Origin of the sequence: Polyangium mundeleinium, assembly GCF_028369105.1 — a bacterium.
Taxonomy (GTDB): Bacteria; Myxococcota_A; Polyangia; order Polyangiales; family Polyangiaceae; genus Polyangium; species Polyangium mundeleinium.
Map to the genome: position 1 here is coordinate 11,688,090 of NZ_JAQNDO010000001.1, position 12,301 is coordinate 11,700,390.

Consider the following 12,301-nt stretch of genomic DNA (forward strand, 5'->3'; position numbering starts at 1 on the left):
GATCTCGCGTTACGCCCAATCCTGGTAATATGGACCATGAATCATGGTCACGATCCAGGATAACCGACGCCCCTCGGTGGACGCGCCGAAGGTACGCATCAACCGTGCGTTGAAGCTCTGCCCTCTCTTCGAGAAGGTGGCTCGTGCGACGTTCGACAACGCGCTCGAAGTCGCCGAGCTCGACGTCGTCCGTGCCGGCATGTCCATCCAGAAACAGGACGACAACGTCACCTCCCTCGCGCTCCTCGGTCACGGGCGAGCGCGGCTCGAGCGCAAACTTCCGTCCGGACAGACGGTCCCCCTCGGTTACCGCGGCAGCGGTGATCTCCTCGGCGAGGCCGCGCTCGCCGGCGCGCAGACGTACACCGAGAGCGCGATCGCCATCGACGAGAGCGAGGTCGTCCGCTTCCCGGTCGCCGCGATTCACGCGTGGCTACGGGACGATCCCGCGCTCGGTTTGGCGCTCCTCGGCCTCCTCGTCGACCGCCAGCGTGCCGCGGAGGATCGCATCGAGTCGTTGCTCTTCCGCAACGTGGAAGGCCGCCTCGTCGAGTTCCTCCTCGCCGCTGTCGATCGCTGGGGTGTACCCGACACACGCGGCACGTTGATCTCTGCGCCGATCACCCACCTGGAGATCGCGCAGTCGATCGGCTCCACGCGTGAGACCGTCACCATCACCCTCGGCGCGCTCCGCAAGGACGGCTTGCTCGCCGTGGCGGGTCGACGGCTCATCGTGGTCGACCGCGACGCGCTCGCGAAGCGCCGCTGACCCGTCCGGTGGTTCGGGGGCGTCGCTCGGCTTGTCCGAGCGAAGCCCCGCGCGTCGACCACGCTCGTGCGTCCTTTTCGCGTGCTCGGCTGCGCGCGGGCGTGCTATCGCCCGACCGCGATGTCGATCGCTCAGAGCTACCGGATTCGACTCGAAGGGATCCGGTTCCGCGCGCGCCATGGTGTCTCGCGGGCCGAACGCGGCTTGCCGCAGGACTTCGTCGTCCATGTCGAGGTCACGTTGCCCGTCACGAGTCTGCCTCGGACGGACACTCTCGCGAAGGTCTTCAACTACGACAAGCTCGCGACCCTCGTCGTCGACGAGGGCACGCGCGCCTCGTACAAGCTGCTCGAAATTCTCGCCGAGCGGCTCATCACGCGCATCCTCGCGGACACGCCCGCGATCGCCGTGACCGTACAGGTCAAGAAGTTCGGCCCCCCCACGTCGGTCTCGGTCGACGCGGTCTCCGTCGAGCTCTCGGCGAACCGGCCTGCGTAGCCATCCCTCCGGCGAGCGAGCGGCCTATCATGGGCCATGCCTCGCCTCTCGCTCCTCGCGGCACCGTTCGTCCTCCTCGCCCTCGCTTGCTCCGGTGAGGACGTAACCCCCGCCGTCAAACCCACGCCCCGCGCCTGGGACAAACTCGCCACGCCGAGTGACGTCGCGCTTGGCCCCGTGCGTGGCTTCACGCAGGCCCGCGGCATCATCCACAGCCACTCGCCCTACTCGCACGACGCTTGCGACGGCAAAGGCCTCGACGACAGCGGCGTGCCGCGGACCGACTGCGTTGCGAACCTCCGCCGCGGCATGTGCGACGCTGCCGAGGACTTCGTCTTCCTCACCGACCACGCCGCCCACATGGCGGACGCCGAGTTCCCCTCGCTGCTCTTCATCCAGCCCGGCGACGAACCCGTCCTCGGCGCGGACGGCGCGCCCATCGGCAACTACGTCGCATGCGGCGACGGCCGCCGCGTTCTCGTCACCGCGGGCAACGAAAACACCTTCATGTCCGTTGGCCTCGAACGCCACCTGCCCGGCGACCCGGCCACGCGCCGCGCGACCTACGAAGGCGAAGACGCCTCCACCGTCGACGCGATGCACGACGCAGGCGCCCTCGTCTTCGTCGCACACACCGAATCCCGCACGCCCGAGTGGCTCGCTTCGATGCCCTTCGACGGCGTCGAGGTCTACAACGTCCACGCCGCCATCGACCCGGACATCCGCAAGGACTACCTCGGCCTCGAAGCCTACGGCGGCGGCGCCTCCATCCTCCCGTTCACCCGCCAGGACGACGAAGGCCCGCAGCCCGACCTCGCGTTCCTCGGCTTCTTCGAGGAGCTACCCATCTACGGCCAGCGCTGGGACGCCTTGCTCGCCACGCGCAACGTCACGGGCATCGCGGGCACGGACGTCCACGAGAACAGCTTCCCCGGAGTCCTGCGCGACGGCGAGCGTGGCGACAGCTACCGCCGCCTCATGCGGTGGTTCTCGAACATTGCGCTCGTCGACGGCCCGATCACCCCGACCTCCGTCAAGGCTGCCCTCGCCGCTGGCCGGAGCTACGTCGCGTTCGAGATCCTCGGCGCGCCAGCCGGCTTCGACTTCCATGCCGAGACAAACGGCGCCGTCGTTGAAATGGGTGGGCAGGCTCCCGCCGGATCGACAATCGTAGCCCGTGCTCCCAAGGTCCATAACATCGATCCTGGCGTCACCGCGCCGACGATCTCCATGCGATTGCTCCACATCGACGCGTCCGGGACCACGATCGCGGCCGAGGGCGACACGATTCGCCTCGAAAATGCGCCGGCCGGCGCGTACCGCGTCGAGGTCCGCATCCTGCCGACGCACCTCCGCCCGCACGTGGGCGACACCGGCGAGGGGTACATCCGCGAGCGCTTGTGGCTCCTTGCCAATCCGATTCGAATTTCCTGAAGCCGAAGCGAGGTCAGTTGCCCGAAAAACCGATGGATCGAGCGAGAGACATCGGGAAAGACGATGGTATGCTTGCGCTACTGTGGAGTGGCTCAACTATCATCACCTTCTTTATTTCTGGGTCGTCGCGCGAGAAGGGAGCATCGCGCGGGCGAGCCACGAGCTACGGCTCGCGCAGCCCACGATCAGCGGGCAGATTCGTGCCCTCGAAGAGGCCCTCGGGGAGAAGCTTTTCGTCCGCAGCGGCCGCCACCTCGTCCTCACCGAGGTCGGGCGCGTCGTTTTTCGTTATGCCGATGACATCTTCTCCCTCGGCCGCGAGCTACTCGACACCGTCAAAGGCCGCCCGACGGGCAGGCCGCTCCGGTTCGTGGTGGGAATCGCCGACGTCCTGCCCAAACTCATCGCACACCGCCTGCTCGAACCGGCGCTCGGCCTCGAAGAGCCCGTGCGGATGGTTTGTCGCGAGGACAAGGCGGAGCGGCTGCTCGCCGAGCTCGCGCTCCACAACCTCGACATGGTGATCACCGACGCGCCGCTCGGCTCGGGCATGAAGATCAAGGCCTACAGCCATTTGCTCGGCGAATGCGGGATCAGCTTCTTCGCCGCGCCCTCGGTCGTGCTCGACACGCGGCGGCCTTTCCCGGGCCTGCTCGACGGCGCGCCATTCCTCTTGCCGGCCGAGGGCACCACGCTCCGCCGCTCGCTCGAACAATGGTTCGAGTCCGAAAGGGTCCGGCCTCGTGTCGTGGGCGAGTTCGACGACAGCGCGCTCCTCAAGGTCTTTGGCCAGGCCGGCGCGGGCGTGCTCGTCGCGCCTTCGGTGATCGAAGCGGAAATCCAGAATCAGTACGACCTGCGCGTCGTCGGCCACACCGACGCCGTGAAGGAGCGCTTTTACGCGATCACCGGCGAGCGAAAAATCAAAAATCCCGCCACGAGCGCGGTCGCCAATGCCGCGCGCAAGCACATCTTCGGCTGAACCCGCCCGTCATTTTCGCGTAAAATACCTCTCCACCGCCTCCACGAGCCCCTCCATCGTGCTCGTCTCCGCCGTCACGGCGACCTCGATTCCCCGGGCCCGCGCGCTCTCCGTCGTGATCTCTCCAATGCTCGCGACCGTCACGCCCGAAAGCAACGCGCCTGCCTGCGCCCCGAGCGCCGATACGAGCCCCTCCACCGTGCTCGTCGCCGAAAGCAGCACCACGTCGATCGATTTCGTCGAAAACTGCTGCACGAGCTCCGCCGCCCGCTCGGGTCCTGCCTTTCGCGTCTCGTAGACCGGCACGACCCGCACCTCGCAGCCCGCCGCCCGCAGCATCTCGGGCAACGCCTCCCGCGCCACGAGCGCGCGCGGGATCACCACGCGTACAATATTCTGTTCCGACAAACGTTTCCGTATTTCCTCATCCGCCAGAATCGCGGCCGCCAATCCCTCGCCGCGAAAATCCGCGGGCACGATGTCGGCGCGAATCCCCCGGGCGAGCAGCGCCGCCGCCGTCCCCGTCCCGATCGCCGCCACCTTCGCGCGCCCGAAGGCCCGCGCGTCGAGGCCCGCCTCCGCGATCGCCGCAAACAGCCGCTCCACGCCATTCTCGCTGGTGAACGCCACCACGTCCCACGCGCCGAGCTCGTGCACGAGCCCCGAAACCGAAGGCGGATCCGGCGGCGGCCCAATCTCGATCGCCGGCCACACGTAGGGCTCGGCTCCTCGCTGCCGCAGCCGCTTCGCCGCAGATTGCGCTTGACCTCGCGGCCGGAGCAAAGCCACGCGTTTCCCGAACAGCGGACGTGTATCGAACCAGCGCAGCGCCTCCCGCCGCGCGGCCACCGCCCCCACGAGCACGATCCCCGGGCTCCCGAGCCCTGCGGCGCGCGCCTTTTCCGCGATCTCCGCGAGCGTCCCCGTCACGACCCGCTGCTCGGCCCGCGTCCCCCACTGGATCACCGCCGCCGACGTCCCGGGATCCCGCCGCGAAGGCCCCAGGAGCCCCGCGACGACCTCCTCCAGGTTGTGCATCCCCATCAGCACACAAATCGTGCCTTTCACGCTCGCGAGCTCGGACCAGTCGTATCCCGCGCCCGATCGCATCGTCCCGCTCACGAGCGTCACGCTCGACGCGAGGTCCCGGTGCGTCAGGGAAAACCCTGCATACGCCGTCGCGGCGAGCGGCGAGCACACGCCGGGCACCACCTCGAACGGCACGCCCGCCCGCGCCAGCGCCTCCGCCTCCTCCGAGCCTCGCCCGAACAGGTACGGATCACCGCCTTTCAGCCGCACCACGCTCTTCCCTGCGCGCCCGAGCCGCACGAGCTCCGCCTCGATCGCGTCCTGCTTCGCCTGCTTCGAGGCGCGATCCGCACCACGCTTCCCCACGGCCATCACGACGGCGTCGGGCCGCACACGCGAAAGCAGGGCCGGATGAATCAGCTCATCGTGCAGCACCACCTCGGCGCTCGAAAGAAGCTCGGCCCCACGTTCGGTCAAAAGTCCCGGATCTCCGGGCCCCCCGCCCACCAGGTACACCGTCCCCGGCGCGGCAGCCTGTGCCGCGGAGCGCGTCAAATCCCCGCCTTCTTCGCCTTCTGCCCGATTTTTCATGATCCCCGCGCGTACTTTCGTCTTCACCCGATTGCCATATCCTTGACACAATGCGCAATTGGCCTAGATTCCGCCCATCACATCCCTTCCTCGTAGGGGATTTTGACGTATGCGATCCATCAAGCTGCTCACCGAACCCAGCGCGGGCGTCGTCGATCGATGGTACGTGTCCGATGGGGCGACGGCGGTTGGTCCTGTCGGCATCGAGCTCATCGCGCGTGGCCTCGAGGCGGGCAAGGTGCCGCTGGGGAGCTACGTTCGTCACGAGGCGTGGAAGGTGTGGCGACCTCTGTCGGAGCTCGCGGTGATCTCGGTCGACTCCGCGGCGCCCACGCCGCCCTACCATCCTCGCCCCGCGGAGACCATCCCGGGCGGCGGGTGTGACGACATCACGCAGCCGGGTCGGCCGGTTTTTCCGGACGAGGTGATGCCGCAGGACGTCCTCGCGGGCGCTTCGGACCTCGACGACGCGCTGCTCCTCCTGTTCAACGCGGCCGTCGTGCGCACGGGGGCCGATGCCGGCCTCGTGCACGTGGTGCGTCCCGACGGTGCGGTCGTCCTGTACGCCCACGGACCCTTTTCGCGGGACATGGTGGGCGAGCGGACGAGCCTCGTGGATCCGGCGCTCGCGGCGGCAGCGGAGGGCAACACGGTCGTGGCCGAGCCTGCGCCGGGCCCTGCGGGACAGGCGGTCCGGGATCGGCTCCTGAGCCTCGGCGTCGCGTGTGACGCGGCGTGGATGGTCCCGGTGCTCGCGAGCGGCCGGCTCGCCGCGGCCATCGAGCTCGGCCGCAAGGCGCCGCGCCTCCGGGCGAGTGAGCTCGCGGTCGTCGAGGCTCTCGTCGACGCCCTGTCGTACCGCGCCGATCACGACGCCTGGTGATCAGGCCGAAGAATCCCGGCCGAACAAAGCGATTTCTGGAGGTGAGGACGGGATTCGAACCCGCGTATGACGGTTTTGCAAACCGTTGCCTAACCGCTTGGCTACCTCACCGCGGTCAGCGAGGCGCGTTTTTGCCCCATCCCGCGCCCTCTGTCAAGCGTCCGTGCACGGCGCCTTTCACGTGACCCTCAGCACATCCCCCTAAACATTTTCGGCGCCGCGCTGCGATCCGGTACGATGGCCGTGGAGGGCGAGCGGAGAACGGGCATGCGTGCGATCGTCGGATGGGTTTGGGCCGCTTGCCTCCTCGCGGCGCCATCGTTTGCCCTGGGGCAGGGCATCACGTCCACGCCTCCACGCCGTGTCCAGAGGGAAGCGGACGCAGCGCAGAAGCCGGAGTCCGGGTCCAAGCCCTCGGACGCCGCCCCGGCCAAGGACCCGGCGAAGGACGCCTCGAAACCGCCGAAGGAGCCGCCGCCTTCAAAACCCTTGTTCAAGATCGAGCTCCACGGCGGCGCCTGGCTCTTCTACTACCAGCCCTTCCAGCCTCCCGAGGAGAAGCCGTTCCTCCGGATGCACGTCGCGCACCTGAATTTCGACGGCTCGATCGGCGATTTTGGCCTCTTCTTCAACGCCAGCGCACGCGACACCCGCATGCGTGAGTTTTACGAAGGCCCGGCCTGGCTGGAAGAGGGCTATTTTTATTACAAGCACCCGAAGGTCATGGTGAAGGTCGGCAAATCGTACAGCCGCTTCGGCCTCTTCTGGGACAACTCGTTTTTCGGACCCATCCATTTCTACGACGGCATCAAGCTCGACCCGAACTACGGCATCTCGATCGAGGGCACCGCGGGCAAGGAGAAGGGCCCGCGCCTCGGCTATTTCGCGCAATACTTCCTCGTCGACGGCCGGACGAACGGATCGTACGTCGGGCGCGACACGATCAGCATCCCCGGCGCCAGGCGCCGGAACATCGCCGTCCTCCGCCTCGAACCGGCGTACCATTGGAACAAGGACACGTCGATCCTCCTGGGTGTGTCGGGGCAATACTTCCAGGCTGACATCCCGGCGCTCGCCGGGACAAACCGGGATGTGCTCCGGTTCGCTCTCGATTACACGGTCAACCTGGGCCCGGTGAGCGCGTGGGGCGAGGCCTCACGCCAACTCGGCCAGAGCGTCACGGAATGGCCGATCCCGCCCGTCCCGGCGACCGCCACGACGCCCGCCGTCCCTGGCCGCGCCTCGGCAAAAAACGACTACCTCCTCGTCGGCGGCGAGGCGCGCATCTGGAAATTCGTGGCCCGCTACAACCTGAGCGCCGCGCGGTTCCACGACGTCGGCGTCACCGAGTACATGCACCAGCCGGGCCTCGGCTACAACATGAACGACTACCTGCAGTTCCTCGTGGAATACGCGCACTGGACGCAGCACGACGCCCTGGGCTACGGAAAGTTCCTCGACCAGAGCGTCGCGACCACGATTCACGGATACTTTTAGCGAATCACTTCACGCACGCGCCGCTGTTGGCGCACGCGAAATCGTCACAATCGACGAACGGGTTGCCGTCGTTGCTGATGCCGTCGCTGCACTCGGCGAACGTGAGCTCGTGCTGGCAGACCGTGATGCTCGACTTGCGGCTGCAGGAGTTGTCAGCGCAATCGACGAACGTGTTGTTGTTGTTGTCGACGTTGTCCGAGCACTCGGCGTCGTTCGCCTCGGGGCAAATCGTGACGTCGGGGTTCAGCGAGCAACCGAAATCCGCGCAATCGATGAAGTTGTTGTCGTCGTCGGTCGCGCCGTTCGAGCACTCCGCGTTCGCCAGCGCCGTCCACTGGTTCGCCGGCGGCATCGGGCTCGCGGGCACGTTCGCGTTGCACACGATGATGCCCTCGCGCTGACAGCCGGGGTCCTCGCAATCGGAGAACCCGTCCTTGTCGTCGTCGAGCCCGTTCGAACAGAAGATGTTCGAATCCTCCCGGACGAGGTTCTTGCACGCCGTCACGTCCGGGTTCACGAGGCAGGCATTGTCGGCGCAATCGATGAAGTTGTTGCCGTCCTCGTTTTGCCCGTTCGTGCACTCGTCGTTCGCGAGCGTCTGCCACTCGGCCTGCGCCGGCATCGGGCTCGCCGGCTGGTCGCCCGTGCAGACGACGATGCCCTCGGCCTGGCAATCGGTGTCCATGCAGTCGCTCTTGCCGTCGCCGTCGTTGTCGATCCCGTCGGAACAGCGGCCGTTCGACCATTCACGCTTGCAGAACGCGAGCGCCTGACACGCCGTCTCCTGGCAGTCGGTTTTGCCGTCCATGTCATTGTCGATCCCGTCGGAGCAGAGCGGGTTCGACGCTTCCTGGATCTTCGTGCACGGCGCGACGCTGTCGCAGTTGAAGTCGTTGCAATCCTTGAAGCCGTCGCAATCGTTGTCGACGCCGTCGCTGCACGCCGCCGTGGTGTTCTCGTCGCCCGTCGGCATGCACATCGTGCCGCTCGACGACGAACCGCCCGCCGCGCCCGTGCTCGTCGTGGTCATTCCGCCCGTGCCCATGCCGCCCGATGCGCCCGCGCCGCCGCCGCCCGACGCGCCCGCGCCGCCCTCACCACCTTCGCCGCCAATTCCGGTCGTATTGTTGCCCGTCGCGCGACACGCCCCGAGCCCGAGGCCCAAAGCACCCGAAAGAACCAAAGCAACGTACGTCTTCGACTTCATGATTATGCTCCTCGCCGCGGCCTCGTGCGCCACGACCAAGTTTGTCCCGAGGTGGACGCCTCGCGTCCCCCTCTCGCCCGGGCAAAGCCCGGTCGATTCACCCCCCGAGGGAAGATCGCGCTTCGCGATCTTCCGAGCATCGAATCCTTCGATGCTCTACCCTTCGTCCTCGGCCTCCGCCTTGTCGCCGCGCAGCCCGAGCGCCTTGCATTTCTTGTAAAGGTGGCTCCGCTCGAGGCCGAGGCCGCGCGCCGTCGACGCCATCGCCCCGCCGTGGTGCGCGAGCGCCTCCTCCAGGATCCGCCGCTCCGCCTCCTCGGCGAGCACCCGGAACGGCGTGCCGGGGCGAAACAGGCCCGTCGGCGTCCCGGCCGAGGCGCCGCCCAGACAAACCCGCACGTCCTCCGCGTCGATCTTCGCGTCGGGCGTCAGGATCACGAGCCGCTCGATCAGGTTCCGAAGCTCGCGCACGTTGCCGGGGAAGCCGTAGCCCGTGAGCAGCTCGACCGCGCCTTCGGTCAGGACCATGCCCGGCCGATCGTTCGCGGCCATCGCGAGGCCCAGGAAATGCCGCGCGAGCAGGGGCACGTCCTCGCGGCGCGCGCGAAGCGGCGGGAGCGCGAGCGGCACCACGTTGAGCCGATCGTAGAGGTCGGCGCGGAACTCGCCCTTCTGGCAAGCGGCTTCGAGATCACGGTTCGTCGCGGCCACCACGCGCACGTCGACCTTGATCGTCTCGTGCCCGCCGACGCGCTCGATTTCGCGCTCTTGCAGCACGCGGAGCAGCTTCGCCTGCATCGGCATCGGCATGTCGCCGACCTCGTCGAGGAAAAGCGTGCCGCCGCTCGCGCGCTCGAACTTCCCGCGCCGTTGTTTCGTCGCGCCGGTGAACGCGCCGGCCTCGTGCCCGAACATCTCGCTCTCGATGAGCTCGCTCGGGACGGCGGCGCAGTTCATCTTTTCGAGCGGCCCCTTCGCGCGTTTCCCGGCGATGTGGATCGCGCGGGCCACGAGCTCCTTGCCCGTCCCGCGCTCGCCCGTCACGAGCACCGTCGCGCTCGCCTTCGCGGCCCGCGCGATCTGCTCACGCAGCGCGATCATCGATCGGCTCTCGCCGATGAGCTCCCCGAGCTGCCCGACCTGGGCGCGCAGCGTGCGCGCTTCGGCCTCGGCCCGCACGAGGCGGAGCGTGTTGTCGAGCACGAGCAGCAGCCGATCGGTCGAGAGCGGCTTCTCCAGGAAGTCGAGCGCGCCGAGCCGCGTGGCGCGGACGGCGGCGTCGATCGAGGCGTGGCCGCTCATCATCACGATGGGCAGGTCCGAGCCGGAGACGCGGACCTTCTCGAGGAGCGAGACGCCGTCGCCGTCGGGGAGCGCGACGTCGAAGAGCGCGATGTCGTAGCTCTTCTTGGCGAGCTTCTCCTCGGCGATGCGCACGCCGCCGGCGACGTCCACCGTATAGCCTTCGAGGGAGAGGGCCTTCTGGAGCGTGGTGAGGATGGAGGGCTCGTCGTCGACGACGAGCACATGGCCGCGCGGCATTCGCAGACCCTAGCACCCGTCCGGCCGGGGGGGACAACCCCCGACCCGAGGCCCCCGTCACGGCACCCGTTCGAGCGGAAACCGTAACGAAATGCAACGAAGTGAGTCCAAGCACCACGTCCGCGCGCGGCCCCCGCGTCGCCCTGCCCGCCGCCGTTCGGTGGGCCTGTACGTCGGCCAAGCCGCGCTTGCGCGCCTGTCCCCCGCCGGCGGCTTCCCAGCGGAAAGTTCCGTGGCACCCACACCCGGGCAAACGGTGTACGAACGCTCGTCGCTTCGTGGTACCTTCGAGCCCCCATGCCTTCCGAGATCCTTCCGACAGCAGAAGGCGATCTCGGGCGAACGCCCTTTGCGCACCTGCTCGTCTACGTGCTGGACAAGCAGCTCACGGGCGCGCTTCTCCTGCGCGAGGCCTCGGGCGTCGAGCATGCGATCCGCCTCGAAGCGGGCGCGCCCGTGAAGGTCCGCCCCGGTGATGGGCATGCGCTCCTCGGGCAGATGCTCGTCGAGGCAGGCGCGCTCGACGAGGCCACGCTGAAAGGCGCGCTCTCGATGCACGGGCTGCTTGGGGACGCGCTCTTGCTCGCCGGCTGCGTCGAGCGCGAGCTGCTCGAGCAGACGGCGGCGCGTCAGTTCACGACGCGGATGACACGCCTTTTCAGCCTCGGCGCGGACACGACGTACAGCTACTTCGACGGCTGCACCGACCTCGTCGACGACGCGGCCCCGGCCTCGACGATGCACCCGCTCGCGATCCTCTGGGCCGGCGTGCGCGCGCATGCGGCGGCCTCGTCGATGATGGCCGAGACGATCGAGCGCCTGCACGACGTCACGATCCGCATCCATCCCGCGGCCGCGATCGAGCGGTTCGCGCTTTCGCCCGACGAGCGCGAGATCCTCGATCGGATCCGGGAAAACCCGCTCCCGCTCGCGCAGCTCTTCGCCGCTGGCTTCGCGCCGGAAGAGACGCTCGCCTGGATGGTCTACGCACTCGTCATCACACGTTCGCTCGACCTCGGCCTCGACACGACGCCGCTCTGCGCGGAGATCCAGCCCGCGCCGCCGCCGGCCGCGACGCGCCCCGTGACGCTCGCGCGGATCCGCCTGCGCGCAGCGTCGCACCGCATGGGCTCCGCGGCGCCGGATCTCGCGGGCGACGGCGAACGCACGCGCGTGCAGCCGCGTCCACGCAAGCGAGGTCGTCCGAGCGCGTTCACGCTCGCCGCGCGCCGCGTCGAGACGCCTCCGCCGAGGGAGGCCGTGAGCGAGCCGCCGCCGTCCGCGGTCGTCGAGACGGACCCCACGCCACCGGCTGTCCCCAAACCCGCGGCGGCAGAGCCGCAGATCAACGACACGCCCTCCTCGGAAAGCGACAAGGCGCCCAGTGTGCCCATGCCGCCCGAGGGCCAGCCGGACGCCGCGCGCCCGGCGCACGCGCTCTACTGCCTCGCTACATCGCGCATCGCGGAGCGTGATCTCACGGGCGCGCTCGCGGCTTGCCAGCTCGCGCGTGAGGTCGATCCTACGCAGCCCGACTATGCCGCGCTCGCTGTGTGGATCCGCTCGCTCCTCGGCGGCGCGGATCTCCGTGCCCGCGTGGCCGAGCTCGACGCGCTGCTCGAAGCGCGCGACGACCACGCGCAGGCCTTGTTCTACCGGGGTTATCTGCGCCGTCGGATCGGCGACGAGCCGGGCGCGGTGCAGGACCTCCGTCGCGTGCTCGACCTGGATCCGAGCCACCAGGACGCCGCGCGGGAGCTCCACCGGATCGCGATGGGCAAGCCGGCGAAGCGGCCGAGCGGCTTGTACCGGTCGTAGCGGAGGGCGCGGCGATCGTTGGTGCTCCAAGGGAGCCAACGACCGCCGCGG

The 12,301-nt window shown here is 68.4% G+C and carries 10 protein-coding genes and 1 tRNA gene; 7 read left to right on the forward strand and 4 right to left on the reverse strand.

All coding sequences use genetic code 11. The features are described 5' to 3' along the window. Positions 1–43: 43 nt before the first annotated feature. From POL67_RS46050 to nhaR, 4 genes are all read left to right on the forward strand, one after another. On the forward strand, positions 44–769 hold the full coding sequence (locus POL67_RS46050; RefSeq protein WP_271927891.1) for a Crp/Fnr family transcriptional regulator: 726 nt from the start codon (positions 44–46) through the stop codon (positions 767–769). Between the two features lie 120 nt (positions 770–889). Continuing rightward, positions 890–1,267, forward strand: coding sequence for a dihydroneopterin aldolase (gene folB / locus POL67_RS46055; RefSeq protein ID WP_271927892.1), 378 nt, complete (start codon positions 890–892; stop codon positions 1,265–1,267). 36 nt (positions 1,268–1,303) lie between these two features. After that, positions 1,304–2,701 (forward strand): CehA/McbA family metallohydrolase domain-containing protein, encoded by a 1,398-nt coding sequence (locus POL67_RS46060; RefSeq protein WP_271927894.1) that lies wholly within the window; start codon positions 1,304–1,306, stop codon positions 2,699–2,701. Positions 2,702–2,783: 82 nt separating this feature from the next. Continuing rightward, positions 2,784–3,683 carry a transcriptional activator NhaR gene (nhaR, locus tag POL67_RS46065; RefSeq protein ID WP_271927896.1) on the forward strand — a complete coding sequence of 300 codons (900 nt, stop codon included), beginning with the start codon at positions 2,784–2,786 and terminating at the stop codon, positions 3,681–3,683. A 9-nt stretch (positions 3,684–3,692) separates the two neighbouring features. On the opposite strand, the gene cobA is transcribed toward nhaR, so the two are convergent. Continuing rightward, entirely contained in the window at positions 3,693–5,303 is a 1,611-nt protein-coding gene (cobA, locus tag POL67_RS46070; protein ID WP_271927899.1) for a uroporphyrinogen-III C-methyltransferase, read from the reverse strand. 109 nt (positions 5,304–5,412) lie between these two features. Here cobA and POL67_RS46075 point away from each other — a divergent pair, with 109 nt between their 5' ends. Further along, positions 5,413–6,186 (forward strand): GAF domain-containing protein, encoded by a 774-nt coding sequence (locus POL67_RS46075; RefSeq protein WP_271927902.1) that lies wholly within the window; start codon positions 5,413–5,415, stop codon positions 6,184–6,186. Positions 6,187–6,222: 36 nt separating this feature from the next. Here the strand turns inward: POL67_RS46075 and POL67_RS46080 are convergent. After that, positions 6,223–6,297: transfer RNA gene (locus POL67_RS46080), tRNA-Cys, on the reverse strand. 156 nt (positions 6,298–6,453) lie between these two features. On the opposite strand from POL67_RS46080, the gene POL67_RS46085 reads away from it, so the two are divergent. Beyond that, positions 6,454–7,683 carry a hypothetical protein gene (locus POL67_RS46085; RefSeq protein ID WP_271927904.1) on the forward strand — a complete coding sequence of 410 codons (1,230 nt, stop codon included), beginning with the start codon at positions 6,454–6,456 and terminating at the stop codon, positions 7,681–7,683. Between the two features lie 4 nt (positions 7,684–7,687). On the opposite strand, the gene POL67_RS46090 is transcribed toward POL67_RS46085, so the two are convergent. Then, positions 7,688–8,890 carry a hypothetical protein gene (locus POL67_RS46090; protein WP_271927907.1) on the reverse strand — a complete coding sequence of 401 codons (1,203 nt, stop codon included), beginning with the start codon at positions 8,888–8,890 and terminating at the stop codon, positions 7,688–7,690. A 156-nt stretch (positions 8,891–9,046) separates the two neighbouring features. Continuing rightward, positions 9,047–10,432, reverse strand: coding sequence for a sigma-54-dependent transcriptional regulator (locus POL67_RS46095; protein ID WP_271927910.1), 1,386 nt, complete (start codon positions 10,430–10,432; stop codon positions 9,047–9,049). A 297-nt stretch (positions 10,433–10,729) separates the two neighbouring features. Between POL67_RS46095 and POL67_RS46100 the strand changes: the two genes are divergently transcribed. Then, positions 10,730–12,250 (forward strand): tetratricopeptide repeat protein, encoded by a 1,521-nt coding sequence (locus tag POL67_RS46100; RefSeq protein WP_271927911.1) that lies wholly within the window; start codon positions 10,730–10,732, stop codon positions 12,248–12,250. The last annotated feature ends 51 nt before the right edge of the window (positions 12,251–12,301 follow it).

What these genes read in the sequence shown, in the direction of transcription:
- POL67_RS46050 (WP_271927891.1), top strand. Translation starts at nt 44, where the DNA reads ATGGTCACGATCCAGGATAACCGACGCCCCTCGGTGGACGCGCCGAAG.
- folB (WP_271927892.1), top strand. Translation starts at nt 890, where the DNA reads ATGTCGATCGCTCAGAGCTACCGGATTCGACTCGAAGGGATCCGGTTC.
- POL67_RS46060 (WP_271927894.1), top strand. Translation starts at nt 1,304, where the DNA reads ATGCCTCGCCTCTCGCTCCTCGCGGCACCGTTCGTCCTCCTCGCCCTC.
- cobA (WP_271927899.1), bottom strand. Translation starts at nt 5,303, where the DNA reads ATGAAAAATCGGGCAGAAGGCGAAGAAGGCGGGGATTTGACGCGCTCC.
- POL67_RS46075 (WP_271927902.1), top strand. Translation starts at nt 5,413, where the DNA reads ATGCGATCCATCAAGCTGCTCACCGAACCCAGCGCGGGCGTCGTCGAT.
- POL67_RS46085 (WP_271927904.1), top strand. Translation starts at nt 6,454, where the DNA reads ATGCGTGCGATCGTCGGATGGGTTTGGGCCGCTTGCCTCCTCGCGGCG.
- POL67_RS46090 (WP_271927907.1), bottom strand. Translation starts at nt 8,890, where the DNA reads ATGAAGTCGAAGACGTACGTTGCTTTGGTTCTTTCGGGTGCTTTGGGC.
- POL67_RS46095 (WP_271927910.1), bottom strand. Translation starts at nt 10,432, where the DNA reads ATGCCGCGCGGCCATGTGCTCGTCGTCGACGACGAGCCCTCCATCCTC.
- POL67_RS46100 (WP_271927911.1), top strand. Translation starts at nt 10,730, where the DNA reads ATGCCTTCCGAGATCCTTCCGACAGCAGAAGGCGATCTCGGGCGAACG.